A 23,017-nucleotide genomic window follows, 5' to 3' on the forward strand; every position below is an offset into this window, starting at 1 on the left:
AACACCAGCTACGGTCATGACGCACCAGCTATGCTTTCTGCTTCGCGGCTGCCTTCGCCGCGCGTTTGGTCTCACGAACCTTCGCCAGTGACTCTGCGTCAGTGATGTTCGCGACGGACCGGAAGCAGCCGTTCTCGCCGTAGTGGCCTGCTGCCTCCCGCCACCCGGAGCCCGTGAAGTCATAGCGTTCGCCGAGCAACGCAAGGAAAATCTGCGCTTTCTGGACCCCAAAGCCCGGCAGGCCCTTCAGCCGCTTCAGCACCTCGGCGCCGTCAGGTTCACCACGCGTCCAGATGGCCGACGCGTCGCCACCCCATTCATCCACCACCGTCCGGCAGAGTGTCTGGATCCGGGCCGCCATGTTGCCGGGATAGCGGTGCACAGCGGGAGGGGTCCGGCAGAGCTCAACAAAAGCGTCGGCGTCGTACTCTGCGATGGTGGCGGCATCCAGCGCGCCCAGCCGTGCCTTGATCTTGGCCGGCCCCGCAAAGGCCGTTTCCATCGCTACCTGCTGGTCGAGGAGCATGCCCAGCAGCAGCGCGAGCGGATTGTTGGACAGCAGCTCATCAGCTTCGCTGTCGCCGGTGATGTGAACATGTGGCGCCATGGATCCAATGCTATCGACCGGACGGGCGTTTAGAGTCGGAAGCCACTTCGTCATCCTTGAAGATGCGGAGGAGGGCGCCGACGTCGTGGTGTGATTCCGCAGGATGCCTGAAGGGCTGGGAACCCTCCACGACGTAGTGTGTGCGGCGCCCTTCCTTCAGACGGTGGATGTACCCGGCTTCCTCGAGATCCTTGAGGATGTGCAGGGCGGCACGGCGGGTGATTCCCACCCGGAGCGCAAGGTCCTCCACCAGAATGTCCGGATGGGCTGCCACCGCGAGGAGCACGTGCCCGTGATTCGTGAGGATGGTCCACGACGGGCGGCTTTCACCGCCCGTCGCAGCCGGGGGGCCATCTCCGGGATGGGGGTCCGGTCCAGCCTCCGGCATAGTGCCTCCCCGTTGTCGTTTTAGGTGTCGTTGCGGGGGTCAGTTCCCGCCGCTACACCTTTTCTACCCCAGACCGGTTGCAGATCTTCGAACTCTTCCGGTGTGGCCGTGCGGAAGGGGGAAGTCAGCGGACCGGGAAGCGCCCGGCGTTCCTCCCCGCGGGTCGCCAACAGGCTCGCGCCTATGGAGATGGCCAAAATGGTGATGATGACACCCAGGGAAATCGCCGTCGGGATGTAGAAGACGTCCACCTTGAGGAGCATCTTGATTCCCACCCACACCAGCACCAGGGAAAGCCCTACCTTCAGGTAGATGAAGCGGTGAATGAGGTCGGCAAGCAGAAAGTACATGGCACGCAGGCCCAGAATAGCGAACGCGTTAGCGGTGAAGACCAGGAACACCTCATCCGTCACCGCGAAGATCGCAGGGATGGAATCGACCGCAAACACAATGTCCGTCACCTCTACCATGACGAGGACCGCGAGCAGCGGAGTGGCAAGCAGTACGCCCTTTTTGCGGATGAGAAGACGCTGACCATAAAAGGCGTCGGTCATCGGGACATAGCGGCGGAACAGCTTCAGCGTGCGTGACTTCTCCGGATCAATGTGCTCGTTGCGCTGCTTGAGCATCTTGTAGCCGGTGAAGATCAGGAACGCGGCGAACAGGTAGAGAACCCACTCCGCACTGGCAATGATGGCCGAACCGGCAGCAATGAAAATGCCTCGGAAAACCAGGGCTCCCAGCACGCCGAGAAACAATACGCGGTGCTGGAACTCGCGGGGGACTCCGAAGAAGGCAAAGATGATGGCCCACACGAAGACGTTGTCGACGGCGAGAGATTTCTCAATCACGTATCCGGCGAAATACTGCTGGCCGAACTCAGCGCCATAACCGAGCCAGACCACTCCACCAAACGCCACGCCCATCAGGACCCAGACAGCAGACCAGATTGCAGCTTCCCGGACAGAAATGACATGCGCGCGCCGGTGCGCAACGAGGTCGAACGTCAACATCAGGAGTATGAGGCCAATGACAGCAAACCACAGCCACAAGGGCACGTTCATGGGGTACCTGCTTCCAGTCAGTTACTACCAACTGGAGGTCTCTCCCGGCCGCTGCCGGCCTGTCCACCGGGAAGCGCTGGGGCTGCCGGAATGACGATGGACTGGTTAGGGGATACTCCCCTCCGTGAAAATAAGTGAACCAGAGTTCACCTTTTCGCGCAAGCGCCCTGGTTCCCGCGCCTCCTCTGATCCGGTTGACGGCAGCCTGCCGTCTTCGCTTGCGTGTTAGCGGGCGTCGTCGTCCGTGCTTTTCGGCTTGGTGCCCCGGGGGTTGCCGTGCTCATCGAGGTTGGCTGATCCGCCGGGAATCTTCGAGGACGAGCGATTGATCCCCGTGCCCTTCCCGAGGTGATCTTCATTGGGTTTCTCCGTCATCAGCAACAGCGCGCAGATGACCATCGAGGCGATGAAGGCGATGCCCGCGGCGGTCAGGCCCAGGTCCACCCGCAGCTCCCGGGTGCCACCGCCGGTGGCGAACACCATGGTCGCGATCCCCGCTATTGCTGCCAGAACGGCCGAAAAAATGAGAGGACCCTTGACGCCCTTGACCTGCTTGGACACGGTTCCTTCTCCTCAATGTTTTCTACGAATAGTAGAAATCTAGTTTACGGGTTTGGCGTGGGTTACGGGACCGGTAACTTCCCGTGCGTCATGCCGGTAGCTGAGGGCTGCAAGAGCAAGCACGACGGCGGAAATCACCGCGCCGCCGCCGGCCACACCGAGCAGGGCATGCGCTCCGAGAGGCTGGAACAGCGGCAGCAGAGCTCCGGTCAACGTTGTCACGATCCCGATCAGGAGGAAATCGCGGGCAGCAATATAGGCGCCGCGGTTCCTGAACCAGATAATCAGGTACACCAAACCCATCAGGATCAATGCAAGCGCCCCGGCTTGGGCAAACACCTGGTCTGCATGCACCCACAGATTGAGCAGACCGGCAATTGCCAGGAACACCGGCACCGTTCGGGTGAGCCACGCGGGTATGGCGCCCTCTAGCAACAGGCTCTGCTCGGTGAAGTAGACGGCGGCGGCCAGCCCCAGAAAATAGAGCCCTCCCGCGACGGACATCACATGGACGGAGGGCTGTCCCCAGAAGATGGTCAGCAGCCCGAAAGCACCGGCCACTGCGGCGTGAAGCAGAAAAGCACGCCAGAGCAGAGTCAGTGCGGGCCTGCCTGCCTTTTCCACGCTCATGTCCTGCCTTTCCGTGCGCCTGAGGAACGATGCAAGTTTAGTCTCAGGCGGCCCCGGTCACCATCCAGCGATCATTCCGGACCCGCCAGCCCAGAGTCAGTGCGCGCGCCAGCATGTACCCGACACCGAACGCTGCCCATAGCCAGGCGATCCCCTCCAGTCCCGTCAGGCCGGCTGCGAACACCAGAACCAGCAGTGGAACGTACAGAACCAGATTTACGACGCCGGCGAGCGCCAGATACCTCGCGTCACCCGCACCGATCAGCACTCCGTCCAGCACAAAGACGTAGCCGCAGACCGGCTGCGCTGCGGCGAGTACCCAGAGGCCTATGGTGAAGGCCGCCCGGACGCCCTCGTCAGAGGTGAAAATCCAGTCAATGAACGGTGCAGCGGCTGCCAGCATCAGTCCGGTGAGCACGCCGAAGACAACTCCCCAACGGATCATGGTGCGGGTGAGGGCATGTGCGAGAGGCCGGTTGCCAGCACCGAGCTCCTTCCCGATGAGCGCCTGTGCCGCAATCGCAAGAGCATCCAGCGCGAAGGCGAGGAGAGTGAAGATGGTCATGATCAGCTGGTGGGCTGCAAGGGACACGGGCCCTTGCGACGTTGCCACCACCACCGTTGCGAGGATCGCCACCCGCAGACTGGCGGTCCGGAGCATCAGCCATGAACCGACGCGTGCCGTTGCCCTCAGGCCCCGCCAGGTAGGACGAAGCGAAACCGAGTGCCTGCCTGAAAAGCGATAGATGATGACGAGATAGACCGCTGCCATGCCCCATTGCGCAATGCTCGTCCCCAGCGCGGAACCTGCAACGGAAAGCCCCGCACCGTACACCAGTAGGTAGTTCAGGACGATATTGGCGCCGAACCCGGCTCCGGCCACTACCAGCGGCGTGCGTGTATCCTGGAGCCCCCTCAACACTCCTGTTGCCGCGAGTACAACAAGCATGGCTGTCAGCCCCGGCATGGAGAACCGCAGGTAATCCACCGCGAACTGGTGAACTTCGCCTTCAGCGCCCATTGCGGCAGCGAGCCCTGGCGCGAGGATCCATCCGAGAATCGACAGGGTCACACCCAGCAACAGTGCCAGCCCGACGCCGTCGCGCCCTGCTGCGAGTGCATCCTGCATGCGGCCGGCGCCGAGGAACCGCGCAACCGCAGGCGTTGTCGAGTAGGCGAGGAAAACCATAAGTCCGACGGCGGTCTGAAGGATTGTTGATGCGAGTCCTACGCCGGCCAACTCGTTGACGCCCAGATGACCGACGATCGCGGAGTCCGCCAGCAGGAAGAGCGGCTCCGCAATGAGAGCGCCCAGCGCAGGGACGGCAAGGCGGAGAATAGAGCGGCCAAGCTGGCGGCGGTCGGGGACAGTGGTGGACACGAATCCCAGCCTAGGCCCTGGGCAGGACAAAACGGATGGGCCATCCTGGCTCCGAATAGCTACGCTGGGTACTGGTTGAATAGCTGTTCAGCCAGATGAGGAGATGTCCGTGAAAGCTGGAGTCAAGCACTTCATCGTTGGTGCTGCACTCCTTCTGTTCAGCACCTTCTTCATACCGCAGGGGATGTCAGGTTTTGCGCGGTCCGCCGCTCGCAGCGAGCCTGTCGATGCCGGTTCCATAGTGCTGCTGATTATCGGCGTTGTCATCGTGGTGGCGGCGATCGCGTTGATCGCGCGCGGCCACATGCTGCGTTACAGGGAGCGCGCACGCGAGGCCGGGCGGAGGCCAACGGACCTCTCCTAAGGTCATAGCCCTTTCTCAACCATCTCCAGCAGTCGCCGCGCAGCGAAGGTCCGCTGCTCCTCATCCAGTCCCTGCAGCGGTCCGTCAATGACGAGCATGGCGAGCCCATGCACCGACGACCACGCCAGGAACTCAGCTCCCAAACGCCGCTCCGCCGGAAGAACACCCGCCTCGACCAGACCATCCAACGCCGCAGACAACAACTGGAACGGTGTCAGGCCGCTGTCGCCGGCCGAATCAGGGGCAGCGGCATCGCGCAGGTCCGCATGCTCCGCGAACGCAGTACGAAAAAGGCCCGGCTGGGTCTGTGCATAACGAAGATACCCGGCTCCTACGGCGCGGAGCCGAGCCTTGGCCACGTCGCCGACGTCGCCGGTTGATTCAATCCGGGACAGTTCCTGCTCGATGGAACGCGCCAGTTCCGCCTGAGCTGCCATCGACACGGCATGGAGGAGTGCCCGCTTGTCGGCGAAGTGCCGGTAGGCGGCGTTGGGTGTCACGCCCGTGCGGCGCGTGACCTCACGGAGCACGACGGCGGAGGGCCCGCCCTCGCGGGCAAGTTCAGTACCAGCAGCCACCAGGGCGCGCTGCAGGTCACCGTGACGGTATGTGCTGCGCTTCCGATGAGTCACACCATCTCCTCCCCTCGTGAGGCGCCTAAACAAATGTGAACAGTGTCAACAATTGTGCCACGGCGCCGGTAATCGAGCCGGGACGTTCAGCGCAGGGTTGCTGCCTCGGCGGAAAGGTTCACCCGAGCCTTCACCGCCCACAGACGCCGCCCCTCGGCAGTGCGATAAAGGGGATCAAGATTCAACAAGCGGTCGACGACGGCGGCCCTCCCCCGCGCGAATTCCGGGTCCGGTATGTGGGCGTACTCCTCCCGGACGGCGGCGAGGTACCGCCGGTACCCGCCCGGAGCACGGCCCAGCACCGCAAGGTCCGCATCACACAGCAACTCGGCCGGGCGGTCACCCTGCAGCGGTGCGTGCGTAGTGGTCAGCAGCACCAGGCGCCTCACCTCCGCATGAGTCTCTACGACACCTTCGAGCAGGGACCCCGCGAGCGCAGCCGACGCCGCCTCATCCTCCCCAGCTCGGCCGTTATACACAGCGTCGTGAAACCAGGCGGCGAGCCGGGCATTCAGGCGGGTTTCGGCGCCGTCGTTCTCGGTGAAAAGGAGGTCCAGCGCCTCCAGGACATCGAGCAGGTGTTCGGGCGTATGGTAGCGGCGGTGCGGCTCCGACCACCGGCCCAGCAACTCCGCGCCGAGCCGGGACGTGCCGGGCAGGGTCTGCTCCCATCGCGTGAGGAGGGACCGGCGGATGCGGTCCGGCCGGCGTCGTGCAGGTACCCGTAGCCCACTGGCGATCAGGACCCGCACCAGCGTTCCGCCGTCAACCTCGTGGGCACCGAGCTCGGCGAGCCGGCGGTAGCGCCGGGCCGGGACGTCGTAGTGATCTATGTCGAACGCGCGCTCGGGAATGCCGGCACTGGCTGCGAATGCGTGCAGCTCAGCGAGCGAGGTATCCGAGATGAGGTGCGAGAAAAGCGTGCCGTGCGCGGGCCAGAGCGGAGGATCGATATACACGGCCATGGGATAGAAGCATACCCAGCAAAACCCCTGTACAGCCGCTGGGTGCTGTGCCATTGTTTACGGTGTCTACATGCGGTGCCGTCGTGCGTTTGGTGTGTCCACGGCGACCGCGTTTTCACCTTCGCGAATCGAGTACCCATGGAAACCACCCTCCTTGCCGTCGGAACCAAAAAGGGCCTTTGGCTTGCAACCAGCACCGACCGGCAGAACTGGACGCTCTCACAGCCCCACCACCTCATGTCCGAGATCCCGAGCATCGGAATTGATACCCGCGAGGGGAGGACGCGCATCCTGGTGGGAATGATGGACTGGCACTGGGGACCCACCGTGGTCTATTCGGATGACCTCGGAGCGACCTGGTCCGAACCCGAGCAGGGCGCCATCAAGTTTGCCGAATCAGATGACACCGCGCTTGGCCGGATCTGGCAGCTGCAGCCGGACACAACGGGCCGGCCGGGGGTTGTCTGGGCCGGCTGTGAACCGATCTCCGTGTGGAAATCGACTGACGGCGGGCAGCACTTCGAGCTCAACCGCGGGCTGTGGGACCATCCGCACCGCTCGGAGTGGGGCGCCGGTTTCGGCGGCGCCGCGGCGCACACGGTTATGCCCAGCCCGGTCGACGACACCGTTCACGTGGCCATGAGTACCGGCGGCGTCTATCGCTCCACAGACGGCGGCCAGTCCTGGGAACCGCGGAACAAGGGCATCTCGGCGTACTTCATGCCGGACCCCAACCCGGAATTCGGTCAGTGTGTTCACAAGATCGCTCGGGATTCTGAGAATCCCCAACGGCTCTACGCCCAGAACCACCACGGTGTCTACCGGACCGACGACGGCGCAGAAACCTGGGAATCGATCGCTGACGGACTGCCGGCTGACTTCGGATTCGTGATGCTGTCCCATCCCCGCCGCGGCGGTACCGCCTGGGTTATTCCCCTGAAGGCCGACGGAGAGCGCATCCCCCCGGATGCACGGCTTGCCGTTCACCGCACGGACGACGCCGGTGCCACCTGGACCCGGCTGGACAGAGGCTTGCCCGCTAGCGAATACAACGCCGTACTGCGCGATGCCGCAGGCGTGGATACTGCGGAGCCGGTCGGCGTCTACTTCGGAACGCGGGGCGGTTCTGTCTACGCCAGCGCGGACGAAGGGAATACTTTCACTGAGGTGGCGGCTCACCTGCCGGATGTGCTGTGCGTGCGTGCCGCCGTCGTCGTTGGCGCCGCTGCTGGCGTCGGGTCACCATGAGCCCTGTCACCGTCCTGATTCCGACGCTGCTGCGGCCGCTGGTTGATGACCGGTCCGCCGTCGAGATTCCGCTGGAGGCGCCCGCTCCGGTTTCTGCGGTACTGGACACACTGGCCGACGGGAGACCTGTCCTTGCCCGTCGGATCCGTGATGAGACCGGGGCGCTGCGCCGCTACGTCAATATCTACGTGGACGGTGAAGACGTGCGCCGGGCGGACGGTCTTTCTACACCGGTTGCACCCGGCTCAGAGGTGATGATCATTCAGTCCGTGGCCGGCGGGTAAGCGGCTGCGCTCAGCCACAGTAGGCGTTAGTTTGGATGAATGAGCGTCTACCGGTACGAGGTCGAGATTTTGCATCTGCTCGTGTCCGGCCAGCACGCCTACTTCGGCCGCGCGCGTGATGGCGCAGCGGACGTGCCAACGGTGGACGCCGAGCATGTCGACGTGGTGGCCGGCAAGGGCATCGTCGGGGACCGCTTCTTCGGCAAGGCGGCGCACATGGACGCTGCGGTGACGGTGTTCGCCGTCGAGGCGTTGGAGGCGATCGCGGCAGAACTGGGTGAGGGTGCTTTCGATCCGCTGCTGACGCGGCGCAACGTGGTCTTGAGGGGTGCACATCTGGCGCCCCTGGTTGGGCAGGAGTTCACCCTCGAGTCGGGCCCGGACCGGGTGACGCTGCGCGGCGGCAGGCCCGCGCATCCGTGTGCGTGGATGGACCGGATGCTAGCTCCTGGAGCACATGCGGCCATGCGTGGCCGCGGGGGCGTGCGCTGTCAGCCTGTCGCCAGTGGGGTGCTGCGCCGAGGGCCGGCCGTCCTGGTGAGCCCGGTGGAGCTTGACCCGGCGCAGGCCGGCGTGCCTCATCGGCTGAAGCCCAGCCGTCTCCCGTGATCACCCTTCCCCCTAGAACCCGCCGGTGTCCGCTGCCATGTTGTTGAACCGCGAGTAGTGGCCCTGAAACCCGACAACCAAAGTCTTGGTGGGACCGTTACGGTGCTTGGCGACAATGACGTCGGCTTCTCCGGCTCGCGGCGATTCCTTGTCATAGACGTCGTCGCGGTGGAGCAGGATGACCATATCGGCATCCTGCTCGATCGAGTTATGAACGGCAATGCCGTTGGCAACGAAGTTGTGGTTTCCAAGGACAGTCGCGTCGAATACCTCTTCCTCACCGTCCGGTTCGATACTGACAACGCTGTCCCAGAGGAGATCATTGACTGCCATGACGTCGAGCTCCGCTGAGCCCAACACGGCCGCCACCCTTGCCAATCGCTGCCGCGACGGAGCGGCCTTGAAGAGGGTTGATCCACAATATTGGGTCCCAATGGCTGCCTGGAACTCACGGTGGGTCATATCCTTTTCCGCGAGGATGGACTTCACATCATCCCAAACCTGCAGAGGAACGGTGTCAACATTGGTGTTGGCTGTTTTGTCCCGGATGATCTCAAGCAGATGCTCGCATGAAGCCGCCCGGGCACCATGGACGCCGATCTCCTGAAGGAACCGGCGCTGATCGTCACCGCCCGAGACGTCGAGCGTGTAACCCGGACGGTAGTTGCCCTTGGCGGTCGCCGTTTTTACCCTGGCGCTGATACCGAAGCGAAGAAGGAGCCGCATTACGTTATCGATGAGCCGCCGTGAGGTCGACGCATAGTAGATGCGGCCGCCCGTAGCCGCCCGGTTCACGGTCACAGAACCGTCGGTGGCCCACAGGTGCTTCAGGAACAGGGAAATTTGGGCCTTGGGTAAAGCGAAGACCTCTTCCGGAACGAAGTCCCTCACCTTATTGGCGAGAAGGATGACCTGAGAATCATCCCAATGGGTCCGCTCTGACGGCCCGTTGACATGGCGAGGAACACCCAGTCGGTCCCCGACCTTGAGATGACCGAGCGCACGCCAGCCGTCGTAGGTGAAAAACGGGTGGTTGGAAGTGGCTCGAATAGTTTTCCCGGAGGCCAGCGTTAGACGGAAAACCTCCTTTGTGCCGGTCGAGAAAACATGCGTGAGGTGGCGCTCCACGTACCGGAGGCTGTCATCCAAAGACCAAACAGGCACATCCCGGGCACCGGTCCGGAACAGCTCGCCCATTGTGGTCTCCGCACCGGTATCCGATCGAAGCACCCTTGTGTCAGCAGTGAGGCAGCCCGATTCGCGAAGGTCCGAGACCATCGGCCGCTTGTCGGTTCGCTGTTCAGAGCCACGGTTGAGCTGGGAAAGCGCGACGACGGGGACGTTCAGTTCCTTGGCCAGGAGCTTCAGCGCGCGCGAGAATTCCGAAACTTCCTGCTGCCGGGATTCCACGCGCTTTCCGGATGACATCAGCTGCAGGTAGTCGAGGACAACGAGCTTCAGATCATGCCTCTGCTTGAGACGGCGGCATTTCGCACGAATCTCCATCAGCGACATGTTCGGGCTGTCATCGATGAAAAGCGGGGCGTCGTTCATGCGTCCCATCGTGGTGGCGATCTTGCCCCACTGCTCATCCTTTACGGTGCCCTTACGCAGGTCCTGCAGTCCGATGGTGGCTTCCGCAGACAACAAACGCATGGCGATCTCATTGCGGCCCATCTCGAGCGAGAAGAAGACGGTAGTCATGTTGTGCTTGATGGCGGCAGAACGGGCCCAGTCTAAAGCGAACGTGGAGTTGTGAGTGGGGACGAAGGACCTGCCTGCCAGATACAGATGCTCGTCATTCGTTACCTGTATGCATCGAACAGGTACCGACTCGACGCGTTCCACCGAGGTGATGAACCGCTGAGTCCGCTTCGGCGTGGACCTACAGTCCCGCTCTTTGTGGAGAATCTGCTTGCGAGTGAGCCCAAATACAGTGTCATCAGTGGAAAAAGTGATGACGAAGCACGTCGACGAAGAAGCGCTACGACCTTTGACAGGTCTTTCCCACCAGCCGGTGCGGTAGCCCAAGCTGAGCGCGAGCTCACGGAAATCTTTTGCCAAGCGAGCGTGCGTGACCGCAAACTGCACGCAGCCATTCGCGGTAACGGTACCGTCCGTATCCAGCAGACCGGCCAAGAGAGCGCGCCGCTGCGCCTCGCTCCCTCGAAGGTACTGGGCAGGGATGTGCTTGTTCCCAAGCACTCCAAGGGTGCGCAGCTGGGCTTGTAAAGATCCGTTGCCGTTACGACACGCCATACAACGCAAGCCGCCGGCGCACCGCTCACCGCAATCCATGCAAACGCTAGGAGGAACCGGGGCCGATACAGCACTTGCCCGAGCACCGCACGAGCGCGAGCAGGTCTGGACATGGCGAACCTTGTTTTCAAACGGGCGACTGCAAACGACACAAACACCATGGAAGATGTACTGCTCAGGAAGGCGTACAGAATAGGTGATGTCGGTAATCTGCTTCGTCACGTACCCCTCGCCGCCAATACGGAGGAGCACCTCCTCGTCAGCCGTGGTTATTCGAGCGGTCGCCGATGCGCCGTCACCCAGCCACGCCCCCAAAGTGTAAGGGCCGATCGGGAGCTCAGCATGAGGCAGGGCCAACGGACGGGTATTGCGCACTGAATGGTTGAGTCGCTGATCGCTGGTATTGCACCGGAGCGTATTCGCGATTTCCCGTGTAGTGCGAACAGAGGGGAACACCCGTTGATTGCGTACGCCGCTGTGGCCTACGGACGCCGCCTGCGCGGACTTTCGGGAAGCTCGGGTATCGGTCAGCCATTGGTGTTCTTCGTCAGCAACGATGGTCGAACCGTCGTCGAACGTTATCTTGAAACACGGTCGGCCATGCATGACCTCCGTGGCAGCTACGACCGCGGTTGGGCTACCGTCTGCTGCTATCACCTGGTCCCCCACCGACACCTCACCCATGGTTGTCCAGCCGCTGGGCGTGGGCAGCGGGGTGTCTAGTGCAAGCGCTTTACCCATGGCAGGACGAGCCGCAATCACAATCATCTGCCCGCCATGCAGACCCTGGGTAAGTTCGTCGAATTCGTAGAAGCCCGTCGGTACCCCGGTCATCCCCTCGCCACGGTGGCCAGCCGACTCAATCTCGTCGACCGTGCCCTCGATGATGTCCTTCAGGGGCACATAATCTTCAGCGGTGCGGCGTTCGGCTACTGCATAGACCTCGGCCTGGGCGGCGTTGACGAGGTCATCCACCTCTCCGTCATTGGAGTAGCCGAGCTGGACAATCTTGGTACCGGCATCAACCAGGCGACGCAGGACAGCACGCTCGCGAACGATTTCAGCGTAAAAGCCCGCGTTGGCGGCCGTGGGAACAGACTGGATGAGTGTGTGAAGGTAAGCAGGACCGCCGATGCGGGAGATCTCTCCGCGCTTGGTGAGCTCGTCCGATACGGTCACGGCATCAGCGGGCTCTCCACGACCGTAGAGATCGATGATCGCTTCATAGATGCTCTCGTGTGCCGGGCGGTAGAAATCCACGCCGCGTAGCACCTCGACGCAATCGGCAATTGCGTCTTTGGACAGCATCATCCCGCCGAGGACGGACTGCTCAGCAACCAGATCCTGTGGAGGCGTTCGGGAGAACTGCGGTGAACGAGTGTCTTCTGATGAATCCGCATGAGTCAAAGACACGTGTGCGGCCTTCCTTCCCGAAACTTTCCCGATCCCTGCCCAGGGCGTCTGCCGAGGAGTGGTGGATCCGAGCTGAATAACTATAGATACCAGCCGTCACCGACAGTCCTTGCGGTATGGGATACCCCGCAACGCTAGTGCCCAGCTTCCGCTCTGCCAAGTGAGTTATCCACAGGGGGTGTGTATAAACAGGCAATTGTTCGGCGTGTTGTGTGCACAGGCTGGGGATATCTCTGTGGAGTAGAAAGAATATTAATCCACAATGTGGGGCTGACTTGGGTAAATGCTTCATTCCACCTGTGGAGAAGAAGTTTATTCCGCCAACATTCAGCCCGCACTTTCGTGTTGACAGACGAGCAAAAGAGCCCTACGGCGGCGCATTTATGCACTGACTATCCACAACCCGTACGCCACTAGACATGACGTGCGTCACAGCGAATAGAAAGCATGACGGCCCTTTATGCCCCTACACTGATGGACCGGCCATAGACGTACGGACACGGGAATACTCCACCTGCGAGATATATGCACCGGGTACGGTCCGGTGTACGTCTTAACCCTGAGATACTTCCACCCATGGCAGACAACAAGACTGTACCCACCGCCGCGTCCCCACAGGACTTCATCGATTCAGTGCCCCATGAACGCCGCAGGCAGGACGCTCAAACGCTCCTGGCCCTCATGAGCCGTATCACCGGGCTCGAAGCGGTGATGTGGGGTCCGTCAATGGTGGGGTTCGGAAGCTACCACTATAAGTACGCTTCCGGCCGCGAGGGGGACGCCCTGGCCGTCGGGTTCTCACCGCGCAGCGCCAACCTCGCGCTCTACGGGCTCACTTACGCACCACAAGCCGCCGAGCTTCTTCCGGAGCTGGGCAAGCATAGAACTGGTGCAGGATGCCTGTACATCAATAAGCTCGACGACGTCGACCAGGACGTTCTCGCTCAGCTCATCGCCCTGGGTCACGAGTTCATGGTCAGTGAGAACTTCACAAGCAGCTGATCCGGCGGCAGGCAGAAGGCCCCCGCTCCCGAAGGAACGAGGGCCTTGCGCGTACTATGCGTAACTCTAGCTGGCGACGACGTCGAGATCGATCACTGCGGCTACGTCCTCGTGGAGACGAACGTTTGCCTGGTAGCTGCCGACCGACTTGATGTGTGCCGGCAATTCGACCTTGCGCTTATCGATGGCGCCAAGGCCAGCGGCCTCAACAGCCTTGGCGACATCCTCGGCCTTGACGGTTCCGAAGAGACGACCGGACTCGCCGGCCTTGACGGTCAGCTTGACCGGCTTTGCCTGCAGAGCAGCAGCCTGACGCTGAGCGTCCTCGAGTGAAGCGTGTTCGCGGGCAGAACGTGCAGCCTTGATGGACTCCACCTGCTTCTCGCCGCCCTTGGTCCACGTGAGGGCGAAGCCGCGGGGCAGAAGGTAGTTACGTGCGTAACCGTTCTTGACCTCGACAACATCGCCTGCGGTTCCCAGACCGGTGACTTCCTGGGTCAGAATAAGCTTTGCCATGGTGTGTTCCTTTCCTTAGCCGCGGCCTGCGCCGGAGTAAGGCAGGAGTGCAACTTCGCGGGCGTTCTTGATTGCCTGGGCGATTTTGCGCTGTTCCTGCACGGTCACGCCGGTAACGCGGCGCGCACGGATCTTTCCGCGGTCGGAAATGAACTTACGCAGCAGTGCTACGTCCTTGTAGTCGATGACGGTGACGTCAGCGGCCTTCAAGGGGTTGGACTTTGGTTTGGGCTTACGAAGTTCAGCCTTAGCCATCGTGGTGCTCCTTATGTCTGGTGGAGCCCGCAGAACGGTTCTGCGGGATGGGAATTTCAAAAGTGGAACGCCGCCGGTGCGGCACCGTTCCTGGAAGGTCTAGAAAGGCGGCTCGGATGATTCCGGGCCGTTGCCCCAACCGGACGAGTTACCGCCGGCCGGTGCACCCCACGGGTCCTGGGACGGCTGCTGGGCCTGCTGGCCGCCGCCGCCGTTCCAACCCTGGTTGGAGTTGCCGCCGCCGAAGCCGCCGCCGCTGTCTCCACCGAAACCGCCGCCACCACCGCCGGAGCGCTGGGTACGGCTTACCTTGGCCGATGCGTAGCGCAGGGATGGACCGATTTCGTCCACCTCCAACTCCATGACGGTGCGCTTCTCGCCTTCCTTGGTGTCATACGTACGTGACTTGAGGCGGCCCTGAGCAACAACACGGGTTCCCTTGGTGAGGGTCTCCGCTACGTTCTCAGCCGCTTCACGCCAGACCGACGCCCGGAGGAACAGCGTTTCGCCGTCCTTCCACTCGCTGGACTGACGGTCGAAGGTCCGCGGCGTCGACGCAATGGTGAAATTAGCCACTGCAGAGCCTGACGGGGTGAAACGAAGTTCCGGGTCGCTGGTGAGATTACCGACGACCGTGATAGTGGTCTCGCCTGCCATGGTGCCTCCTACGGTCACGGGCCCACCGGAGTGGGCCTGGTTTGATAGCCGAAATTACTCGGCGGAAACCTTCTGCTCCTCGGGGCGGATGATCTTGGTGCGCATGATGGTCTCATTCAGACCAAGCTGGCGATCAAGTTCAGCTGCAACAGCCGGGGTAGCGGTGAAGTTGACGACGGCGTAGATACCTTCGGACTTCTTCTTGATTTCATAGGCAAGGCGGCGACGTCCCCAGATGTCTACCTTGTCCACAGTTCCTTCGCCGTTACGGACGACATTCAGAAACTTCTCGAGTGTTGGCTCAACGGTACGTTCCTCGACATCGGGGTCGATGATTACCATCAGTTCATATGCACGCATTTGTGAACCCACCTCCTCTGGGCTAAACGGTCGCGGTCTTTCCGCAACAGGAGGTTCTTTAGCGTTGATCCGCGCGCGGAAACCACTCATTTTCAGCGGTTCCACGTTGGCACGGACTTATCAATACTACCGGACATGAGGCAGCTCTCCGAACCGCCTGTGGACAAGTGGCTGGGCCGGCAAACCGTGTCAGGAAACCGTGAAGAACCGCTGCATCACCCGGGTGAGCTGGTATGGATCCTCGACGCCGCAGAGCTCACGGGCCGAGTGCATGGACAGCAGTGGAACGCCGACATCCACCGTCCGGATGCCAAGTCTGGTTGCGGTCAGCGGTCCAATGGTGGATCCGCACGGCATCACGTTGTTCGACACGAACTCCTGGTACGGCGCGCCCGCATCCCTGCACAACCGCGCCCAATAGGCGGCGCCGGGAGCGTCGGTGGTGTAGCGCTGGTTCGCGTTGATCTTCAGCAGTGGCCCGCCATTCAGGACCGGGTGATTTGCCGGATCGTGGCGCTCGGCGTAGTTGGGATGGACTGCATGGCCGGCATCCGATGACACACAGAACGACGACGCGATAGCCCGCCGCCGCTGCTCCTCACCGGCACCCAATCCCGACGAGATCCGATGCAGGATGTCCTCCAGGAACGGCCCGCTCGCGCCGGAGCGTGATCCGCTGCCGACTTCCTCGTGATCAAAGGCGGCCAGCACCGCGATGGGTGCGCCACCGGCGTCGTTCCTTGTTGCCTGAATGAGGGCGGTGATCCCGGCGTGCACGGAAGAGAGGTTATCCAGCCTGCCCGAGGCGAAGAACTCGCCGTCCGCGCCGAAGACCCGGGGCTGCTGAGTGTCCGCAACCACCACGTCGAAGCCGCCGATCTCCGCTGCTTCGAGATCAGCGTCGACCGCAAGAAGCTGCAGGAGGTCCGCCCGTCCCGGATCACCAAGGCCCCAGACCGGGTTCATGTGTTGCTGCTTGTCGAGCTTCAGGCCGTCGTTGACAGCCCTGTCCAGGTGGATGGCCAGCTGAGGGAAGCGCAGGAGCGGGCCTGTGTGCACAAGGTGCTCCGCGCCGTCGTGCGTCACCAGCCGGCCGGCGAGCGCCAGCTCACGGTCGAGCCAGGAATTCAGCAGCGGTCCGCCGTAGATTTCGACGCCGGCCTGTAGCCAACCGTGCCGTCCGATGGTGGGCTTGGGCTTCAGCTTGAAGGACGGGGAGTCCGTATGCGCTCCGAGGATGTGGAAGCCGGTGGTCTCCGTCGCAGTGGACGGGGTGATCCAGGCGATCAGCGCGCCGTCGCGGATGACGTAAAAGCGGCCGGGTCCCCCGTCCCAGGGATCGTCCTCATGCAGCTGGTTGAAGCCGGCCGCCTGAAGTCGGATGCCGCCTTCGTGGGCAGCGTGGAAGCTGGAGGGTGAGGCGGCAACGTAAGCGCCGAGGTCTGCGATATGAGCGTGAGCGGCAGTCATGCCTGCAAGCCTACTGTCCGCCGCGTGCTGCGCCGGAAGCCGGCAAGCTCAGAAATCGAGCCCCTGGCTTGGGGTAACCAGACCGGTTTCGTAGGCATACACCACGGCCTGGACGCGGTCCCGCAGATGAAGTTTGGTGAGAATCCGGCGCACATGGGTTTTCACGGTGGCTTCGGAGAGGAAGAACCGGTGTGCCAGCTCCGCGTTGGAAAGCCCCTCCGCGATGGCACCAAGAACTTCGAGCTCACGCGGCGTCAGGTCCTGCAAAAGCGGGTCGCGGGGAGGCTTCGGCGCGTCGGGGCGGGAGCGTACGTACTCCTCGAGCAGCCGCTGGGTGACCCTCGGCGCAACCACGGCATCCCCGCTCGCGACCACCCGGACGGCCTGCACCAACTCGTTGGGCGCGACGTCCTTGAGGAGAAAGGCTGAAGCCCCTGCCCGCAGCCCTGCGAACGCGTACTCATCAAGGTCGAAGGTGGTGAGGATGATGATCCGGGCACACGCGCCTGACTGGGTGATGCGCCGGGTGGCCTCGATCCCGTCCATCACCGGCATGCGGACGTCCATCAACACGACGTCCGGCTCCAGCCGTGCTGCCAGGCGTGCAGCCTCAGCGCCGTCGGAGGCCTCACCGACGATGTGCATGTCTTCCTCGCCCTCGAGGATCAGGCGGAAGCCCATCCGCAGCAGCGGTTGGTCATCCACCAGCAGCACCCTTGTCGGCTCGCTCACGCAATCTTCTCCTGTCGGTTCTCAATGGGAACCTGTAGTTCTGCGGCAACAACCCATCCTCCGGACGGCGTTGGCCCACAGTTCACTGTGCCGCCGTAAATGGCGGCCCGCTCACGCATGCCCGTGATTCCCTGCCCGGTTCCCACTGACGGCAGCGGTTCCATGGCGCCGCGGCCGTCGTCGGACACCCGCACCCTGACGGTGCTGCCCAGTCTGGCGATCAGGACGTCGACCGTGGTGGCCCCCTTCGCGTACCGCAACACGTTGGTCAATGACTCCTGGACAATGCGGTGGACGGTCATCTGGAAGGCGGCATCCTCGGGCAGGCCCGGCCCACTCAGCTGCACCCGGATAGGCAGCCCTGCCGCGCGAAATCCCTCAAGGAGACCGGCGAGTGAACCGCCGGCCGGCAGCGGCGCGAGCGGGGCCGCGTCCGGTCCTTCACGGAGAACACCCAGCACCCGCCGCATATCCGCCAGCGCTGTGCGCCCGGTGGCGGAGAGCTCCGCCAGTACCTCCCGCGCTCGATCCTGATCCCGCTTCATGACGACGCCGGCGCCATCGGACAGCGCGATCATCACCGACAGGGAATGCGCGACGACGTCATGCATCTCACGGGCGATCCGGTTCCTCTCGTTCGCGGAGGCAAGTTCCGCGTTACGTTCAGCCCACTCGCGCAACTCATTCTCATGCAGCCTCTCCCGGCGGACGGTCATGCCGATGCCGACGGCCACGACGTACCACATGACCACGAATCCCACGACAACCCAGATGAGGAAGGGAGCGTCGTCGGGCATCAGGTCCGGGATAAAGGGCAGGGGAACCACCGAGGTGACCAGTGCGGCAGCAAACGCCACAGCTGCAATTTTGATAGGGAAAGCCACCGCAACCGCGTACAGCGCAAACCAGATGCTGATGCCCACCGTTGCGCGCCCGTCGGAGATCAGCAGCGCCACGGGTTCGATCAAACACAACAGCGCCAGGACAACCAGTGGCCGTCGGCGCCGAAAGAAGAGGATGAGGGCGGCGGCGCCGAGAGGCGCTATACCCCACCACCCCAGGGGAAGGTCTGCTGCCAGGACGACGTTGGGCACACTGGCAACAAGGAACAGCACGACGACGGCGACATCCATCACCCGCGGATGTGACCGGAAGTACCGGCGGATGGGGCCGAGCCGCCGGGCGTTAATCTCGGTGAAGGAGACGGCGGCCGTTCGTTCCGCAGTCTCCTTCACCAAGGCTTTTTCACTCATGGAGTGAGCTTATGTGGTGCGCAGGTCTACTCGTCTAGACGTCGCGCTTCTTGGTGACCGCCACCGAGATGACGAGCAGCACGAGAGCCCAGCCGCCGAGTACCAGCGCACCCTGCCACTGGTTGAGGGCGTCTTCAGCGATGGTGATTGCCACCATCTGCTCGCCGGCACTGCTCGGTAGGAACCGCGCGGCGTCAGGGATCCAGTCAGCGATACCTGCCAGCAACGTGGCCACGAGGATCGGAAGGACAAACAGGAGGCCAATGGTCGTTACAACTCCGCCGGCGGTGTTGCGCAGGAGGGTTCCGATGGACATGGCAATGATGGCGACCAGGGCCAGAACCGAACCCGTGTTGATGATGTGCAGCAGCACGCCGTCAGTATCCAGGCCGAAGGCCAGGTCTGATGGGGCGAGAATCGGCTGTGCAACGAGGTAGCCGACGAAAGCTGAACCCGCGCCGAGGATAAATGCGATGACAGCGAAAACGAGCTGCTTCGCCAGCAGCGCCGGAATACGTTTGGGGACCGCGACCATGGTGGACCGGATCATCCCGGTGCCCCACTCGGAGGCAATCAGGACCACTGCCAGGGACCCCATGAGCAGTTGGCCGAAGATCAGTCCGGAGCCCGGGATGGTGGAAACGATCGAGGTTGCGTCCGGCGCTCCCTGCACCTGGGCAGCCACCTCCGGATCGGACTGGAGATCAAACAGGATAGTTGTCTGCCAGGCGAACAGCGCCGCCAGGCCAACCATGACCACCACGGTGATGCTCAGCATGATTACCGTCGAGGGGACGGTTGTCACCTTGATCCACTCGGACTTGAGTACCCGCGCGAAGTTCACGCCGGATCCTTTGGCGGGGCCGCGGTGGGAGCCGGCAGTTTCCGGCGCGGATGCGGTTGCTGTATGCGACATGGTTACTTGCCTTCCTTGGAGTCGGCGCCGGAAGGAGCATCCGGAAGAGTGTGTGAGTGGTATTCGACCTCATCGGAGGTGAGTTGCATGTATGCGTCCTCCAACGAGGCCTGCAGCGGTGTCAATTCGTAGACGAGGATCTGGTGGTCAAGAGCGACCTCCGCGATCCGGCGCGAGTTCGCCCCGGTGACCTCGAGAAGTTCCGGTTCAAGCTGCTGGGTCGAAACGCCGTCCGCGGCCAGTGCCCGCACCAGCTCGGCTGGTCGGTCGGTGCGGACCCGGGCGCGGGTTTGACCCTGTGCGTCGAGGATTTCGCTGATGGGAGCATCAGCGATGATCCGGCCGCGGCCGATGACAATGAGGTGGTCCGCTGTGAGCGCCATTTCCGACATCAGGTGGGAGGAAAGAAAGACGGTACGGCCTTCGGACGCAAGGCCCTTGGCGAGGTGCCGGACCCACTGCACGCCCTCCGGGTCGAGTCCGTTGACCGGCTCATCGAGGATCACCGTATGCGGATCTCCAAGAAGCGCGCAGGCAATGCCGAGCCGCTGGCCCATACCGAGGGAGAAACTTCCGACACGCTTCTTCGCCACAGGTCCAAGACCGGTCATTTCAATGACCTCCTTGACCCGGCTATTGGGGATGCCGTGAGTGGCAGCCATCGCCCGCAGATGGTTGTAGGCGGAGCGCTTGGTGTGGACCGCCTTGGCATCGAGCAGGGCGCCGACTTCACGCAGGGGTGCGGAGTGCTCGGCGTAGTGCTTGCCGTTGACGCGGACGTCGCCGCCTGAGGGATTGTCGAGCCCGACGATCATGCGCATTGTGGTCGACTTACCGGCGCCGTTGGGACCGAGAAAACCGGTCACGCGGCCGGGCTTAACGTTGAAGGAGATACGGTCTACCGCCGTTTTTGCGCCATAGCGCTTGGACAGTTCTGCTGCCTCAATCATGATGGGCATCCTTGGGGAAGGGAAAGTTTTGGAATACACCCAACCCTACGGAGCTTCACCGCGAAGGGCACCGACCAACCGGATGATCTTGCACGCGTCATGCGTCCATCAAAAGGATGACCCCTATTTGAAGTTTTCGTCGCCTAGTTGCTGCTTCGACACCGTCTAATCGGCAAGTAGGCGACAAAAACTCCCGGCGACGATGGCGCCCCCCTTGCCTACCCGGGCCAGCCCTGGGAACGTAGTGCCCCGCGCGCCAGCGAAGTAATCCACTGCTCCCCCTTCCGAATATCCAGTTTGTTGAGCTTCACCTGAGCCCAGTCGGCTTCGCGGGTGCGCTGATCCCGCCGGGCGTCGTACTGCTGCTGTTCGGGCGTAAGGTGGTGTCCGCCGTCGTACTCTATGCAGGTCTTGAACTCATGGCAGCCGAGGTCCGCCCAGACGGGAAGGCCAATCTCGGTGTCGATCCGGCAATTGGGGACGAAAACGGGCAGACCGGCACGGCCGAGCATCAGCCGAATCTGGGTCTCGGGGGGCGAATCGACTCCGGGCTCAATCAGGTCGATCGCAAGCCGTGCCGCCCGGATACCGTGAATTTTGCTCGTGTGCTCAACCAGTTTTCGAAGTCCAGCGACAGGAATCATGGGGTGGCGAGGCTCTCCGAAATGGCGGTGGTGCTCGCTGACAATCGAATCACCCGCAGCCACCAGGTCATCAAGGTGCAACAGAGTTCCCAGATCGACGAAGGTGCGGAAGACACTTGTAACTGGCAACCCGTTTATGATCACTGTGTCTTCTGCTCTTAGCGCCAGTCGATGACTGACAACCCCGTTCCGACGGGTAAGAGAGCCGCGTGCAGGGCGTGCGAGATGCAGCACATCCTCGTGTTGACCCGGCACGGCAATGCCGTGAAGCCTCGCGGCACTCACGTGACTGACACAGGAGCCCGGATTGAGCTGTATGAAGGCTTCGGCGCGACTGAGAACGTCAGCGTTCTGACCGACAGCTTCACGGATGCCTCTCGTGGGCGCAGTCAGGTCCTTCGCACGGAGCCGCGAATAGGGGATTTCGTGGGCCATCGACTCCTGCACCGTGAACGGGCGCTGATCCAGTGGAGAAGGTAGGGGATGAGGTTGTTTCATCATCCTTTGATGCCACGCCGCACTCAGGAAAAATCAGCCGTGCCCGGGTATGTGGATATCTTGAGTCATATCCGCGCCCCTTCCCGAGTTTTTGTCGCCTACTTGCTGCTTTCGCCGCCTCTACGCCTCAACAAGGCGACAAGAACTTTCAGGCGGCGGCGGGAATCACGGCAAGAGACTGCGGCCTCCCCGGCACCGCAAGCTCCTGCTGCTCGAACGTTTCGAGATCGATAAGGGTGACACCGGACCAGAAGCCGTCCCGGGTGTAGCCCCCGGAGAGCAGCGCATAGGCCTCGCCGGTCGCGGGATCGGTCCACGGCACCACGGTCTCGTGCAACCGGTCCAGCGGCACGATTCGCTCAGCGTTCGTTTCGGTATCCCGGACCGTAAGGTTCGGGGATCCAGTGGCGTTGCCGAATGCCCCCGTTCCGATCACAAGGAGGGCCCCGTCAACCAGCGCCGTTCCGTGCTGATGAGAGTTGGCGGTCATCTCCTCCACGGAGACAGCACCCGAAGCCGGATTGACGATGGCGAGCGCCAGGCCCTGATAGGGCAGAAGGAGGTTCCCGGCGTCGTCAATTGCGCCATAGTGCGGCTTCTCCCAGGAGGCCAGGCCGCCCTGTGTGCCGAACGGGGCTACCTCGATCCGCCGCACGGCGAGGGTTTCGGTAGTGACGATGTGGACCGAAAAGGAATCATGGTCGATCGTGTAGACCTCAGAGCCGTCGGCGGAGAGCAGGATGTCAAACGGCCGCAGTCCCACCTCAACGGTACCGATGGTCCGCCCTTCCTGGACATCCATCTTCTCCAGCGCCGAGGTGCCGTCAGCCCGAAGTACCGCCACATAAACGGTGCTTCCGTCCGCGCTCACGGCGATACCCGTACCGCCTGGCCGATACTCCCCCTGCGAGATGGAACCGGTCGGATTCGCATACGGGATCAGTGAAGTACGACGCCGGTCCACAAGGTCGACTACCGCCACTCCTTCGGCAGTGGAGACGAAGGCCCGCGTGCCGCTCACCGCAACATCCCACGGTGCCTGCCCGACAGCAATCCGCTGCTCAACGGGACTGCCCGAGTCTGCAGGATTGATGACCAGAAGGTCCGCTCCTGCCGCGTCGGTAACAAGAACCATGGATTGCTGTGGCGACGGTAATGGGCTCGGCTTTGCTGAGGAAGCTTGACCAGAGGTGGGCACGGTCATGCTGGAAGGGGTGGCCGCCGGTTGAGGGGCCGAACTCGTGGCGCTCGGGATAGGCGCCGCTGTGCAGGCTGTCAGAAACAACAGGCACAGAATGGCGACGGCGCTGCGAAACATGCAGCCATTGTCCCGCGAAAGGCGCATCGGCGGCAGCCCCG

25 protein-coding genes are annotated in these 23,017 nt (G+C 62.6%); 5 read left to right on the forward strand and 20 right to left on the reverse strand.

The genetic code is table 11. The features are described from left to right. Positions 1–28: 28 nt before the first annotated feature. The 6 genes from ABFX19_RS05405 to ABFX19_RS05430 all read right to left on the reverse strand — a co-directional run bounded on the left by ABFX19_RS05405 (position 29) and on the right by ABFX19_RS05430 (position 4,631). A complete protein-coding gene (locus ABFX19_RS05405) occupies positions 29–607 on the reverse strand; it encodes an HhH-GPD-type base excision DNA repair protein (RefSeq protein WP_056545479.1) in 579 nt (192 codons plus the stop codon). Positions 608–617: 10 nt separating this feature from the next. Continuing rightward, the gene (locus tag ABFX19_RS05410) at positions 618–995 is read right to left on the reverse strand and encodes a helix-turn-helix transcriptional regulator (protein ID WP_277358985.1); all 378 of its coding nucleotides are present in this window, start codon (positions 993–995) and stop codon (positions 618–620) included. A gap of 20 nt (positions 996–1,015) precedes the next feature. Continuing rightward, positions 1,016–2,059 carry a TerC family protein gene (locus tag ABFX19_RS05415; RefSeq protein WP_346027757.1) on the reverse strand — a complete coding sequence of 348 codons (1,044 nt, stop codon included), beginning with the start codon at positions 2,057–2,059 and terminating at the stop codon, positions 1,016–1,018. A 225-nt stretch (positions 2,060–2,284) separates the two neighbouring features. Next, positions 2,285–2,620 carry a hypothetical protein gene (locus ABFX19_RS05420; protein WP_277358987.1) on the reverse strand — a complete coding sequence of 112 codons (336 nt, stop codon included), beginning with the start codon at positions 2,618–2,620 and terminating at the stop codon, positions 2,285–2,287. A gap of 39 nt (positions 2,621–2,659) precedes the next feature. Beyond that, positions 2,660–3,250 (reverse strand): hypothetical protein, encoded by a 591-nt coding sequence (locus ABFX19_RS05425; RefSeq protein ID WP_346027758.1) that lies wholly within the window; start codon positions 3,248–3,250, stop codon positions 2,660–2,662. Between the two features lie 43 nt (positions 3,251–3,293). Then, positions 3,294–4,631 (reverse strand): MATE family efflux transporter, encoded by a 1,338-nt coding sequence (locus tag ABFX19_RS05430; RefSeq protein ID WP_346027759.1) that lies wholly within the window; start codon positions 4,629–4,631, stop codon positions 3,294–3,296. 109 nt (positions 4,632–4,740) lie between these two features. On the opposite strand from ABFX19_RS05430, the gene ABFX19_RS05435 reads away from it, so the two are divergent. Continuing rightward, on the forward strand, positions 4,741–4,995 hold the full coding sequence (locus ABFX19_RS05435) for a hypothetical protein (protein WP_277358990.1): 255 nt from the start codon (positions 4,741–4,743) through the stop codon (positions 4,993–4,995). A 2-nt stretch (positions 4,996–4,997) separates the two neighbouring features. On the opposite strand, the gene ABFX19_RS05440 is transcribed toward ABFX19_RS05435, so the two are convergent. Continuing rightward, a complete protein-coding gene (locus ABFX19_RS05440; RefSeq protein ID WP_277358991.1) occupies positions 4,998–5,627 on the reverse strand; it encodes a TetR/AcrR family transcriptional regulator in 630 nt (209 codons plus the stop codon). An 86-nt stretch (positions 5,628–5,713) separates the two neighbouring features. Then, positions 5,714–6,592, reverse strand: a complete 879-nt coding sequence (locus ABFX19_RS05445) for a DUF4031 domain-containing protein (protein ID WP_346027760.1) — start codon at positions 6,590–6,592, stop codon at positions 5,714–5,716. Between the two features lie 138 nt (positions 6,593–6,730). On the opposite strand from ABFX19_RS05445, the gene ABFX19_RS05450 reads away from it, so the two are divergent. Genes ABFX19_RS05450 through ABFX19_RS05460 form a run of 3 tightly spaced genes read left to right on the forward strand, consistent with a single transcriptional unit; the run spans position 6,731 to position 8,733 of the window. After that, positions 6,731–7,840 (forward strand): WD40/YVTN/BNR-like repeat-containing protein, encoded by a 1,110-nt coding sequence (locus tag ABFX19_RS05450; RefSeq protein WP_277358993.1) that lies wholly within the window; start codon positions 6,731–6,733, stop codon positions 7,838–7,840. After that, positions 7,837–8,124 carry a MoaD/ThiS family protein gene (locus ABFX19_RS05455; RefSeq protein ID WP_277358994.1) on the forward strand — a complete coding sequence of 96 codons (288 nt, stop codon included), beginning with the start codon at positions 7,837–7,839 and terminating at the stop codon, positions 8,122–8,124. Before ABFX19_RS05450 ends, ABFX19_RS05455 begins: the two co-directional genes overlap by 4 nt. A gap of 39 nt (positions 8,125–8,163) precedes the next feature. Continuing rightward, positions 8,164–8,733, forward strand: coding sequence for an MOSC domain-containing protein (locus ABFX19_RS05460; protein WP_346027761.1), 570 nt, complete (start codon positions 8,164–8,166; stop codon positions 8,731–8,733). Between the two features lie 12 nt (positions 8,734–8,745). On the opposite strand, the gene dnaB is transcribed toward ABFX19_RS05460, so the two are convergent. After that, positions 8,746–12,405, reverse strand: a complete 3,660-nt coding sequence (gene dnaB / locus ABFX19_RS05465) for a replicative DNA helicase (RefSeq protein ID WP_346027762.1) — start codon at positions 12,403–12,405, stop codon at positions 8,746–8,748. 576 nt (positions 12,406–12,981) lie between these two features. Here dnaB and ABFX19_RS05470 point away from each other — a divergent pair. Then, on the forward strand, positions 12,982–13,407 hold the full coding sequence (locus ABFX19_RS05470; protein ID WP_277358537.1) for a DUF1801 domain-containing protein: 426 nt from the start codon (positions 12,982–12,984) through the stop codon (positions 13,405–13,407). Between the two features lie 66 nt (positions 13,408–13,473). On the opposite strand, the gene rplI is transcribed toward ABFX19_RS05470, so the two are convergent. The 11 genes from rplI to ABFX19_RS05525 all read right to left on the reverse strand — a co-directional run bounded on the left by rplI (position 13,474) and on the right by ABFX19_RS05525 (position 22,793). Beyond that, the gene (rplI, locus tag ABFX19_RS05475) at positions 13,474–13,923 is read right to left on the reverse strand and encodes a 50S ribosomal protein L9 (protein WP_056545506.1); all 450 of its coding nucleotides are present in this window, start codon (positions 13,921–13,923) and stop codon (positions 13,474–13,476) included. Positions 13,924–13,938: 15 nt separating this feature from the next. Beyond that, on the reverse strand, positions 13,939–14,178 hold the full coding sequence (gene rpsR / locus ABFX19_RS05480) for a 30S ribosomal protein S18 (protein WP_005273147.1): 240 nt from the start codon (positions 14,176–14,178) through the stop codon (positions 13,939–13,941). A gap of 99 nt (positions 14,179–14,277) precedes the next feature. Next, a complete protein-coding gene (locus ABFX19_RS05485) occupies positions 14,278–14,835 on the reverse strand; it encodes a single-stranded DNA-binding protein (protein WP_277358536.1) in 558 nt (185 codons plus the stop codon). A gap of 54 nt (positions 14,836–14,889) precedes the next feature. After that, positions 14,890–15,195 (reverse strand): 30S ribosomal protein S6, encoded by a 306-nt coding sequence (gene rpsF / locus ABFX19_RS05490; RefSeq protein ID WP_026543913.1) that lies wholly within the window; start codon positions 15,193–15,195, stop codon positions 14,890–14,892. A 189-nt stretch (positions 15,196–15,384) separates the two neighbouring features. Then, positions 15,385–16,665, reverse strand: a complete 1,281-nt coding sequence (locus tag ABFX19_RS05495) for a M18 family aminopeptidase (protein ID WP_346027763.1) — start codon at positions 16,663–16,665, stop codon at positions 15,385–15,387. Between the two features lie 48 nt (positions 16,666–16,713). After that, complete coding sequence (locus ABFX19_RS05500; RefSeq protein WP_082565885.1) at positions 16,714–17,397, reverse strand: response regulator; 684 nt, start codon at positions 17,395–17,397, stop codon at positions 16,714–16,716. Beyond that, a complete protein-coding gene (locus tag ABFX19_RS05505; RefSeq protein WP_277358534.1) occupies positions 17,394–18,650 on the reverse strand; it encodes a sensor histidine kinase in 1,257 nt (418 codons plus the stop codon). The genes ABFX19_RS05500 and ABFX19_RS05505 overlap by 4 nt, the downstream gene beginning before the upstream one ends. Positions 18,651–18,684: 34 nt before the next feature. Beyond that, positions 18,685–19,566: an ABC-2 transporter permease gene (locus ABFX19_RS05510; protein ID WP_346027764.1), complete on the reverse strand. Its 882-nt coding sequence runs from the start codon at positions 19,564–19,566 to the stop codon at positions 18,685–18,687. Positions 19,567–19,568: 2 nt separating this feature from the next. Continuing rightward, complete coding sequence (locus ABFX19_RS05515) at positions 19,569–20,516, reverse strand: ABC transporter ATP-binding protein (RefSeq protein WP_346027765.1); 948 nt, start codon at positions 20,514–20,516, stop codon at positions 19,569–19,571. A gap of 218 nt (positions 20,517–20,734) precedes the next feature. After that, entirely contained in the window at positions 20,735–21,289 is a 555-nt protein-coding gene (locus tag ABFX19_RS05520) for an endonuclease domain-containing protein (protein WP_346027766.1), read from the reverse strand. Positions 21,290–21,806: 517 nt separating this feature from the next. After that, a complete protein-coding gene (locus tag ABFX19_RS05525; RefSeq protein ID WP_346027767.1) occupies positions 21,807–22,793 on the reverse strand; it encodes a YncE family protein in 987 nt (328 codons plus the stop codon). Positions 22,794–23,017: the final 224 nt, after the last annotated feature.

Origin of the sequence: Arthrobacter parietis, assembly GCF_039530425.1 — a bacterium.
Classification (GTDB): domain Bacteria; phylum Actinomycetota; class Actinomycetes; order Actinomycetales; family Micrococcaceae; genus Arthrobacter_D; species Arthrobacter_D parietis.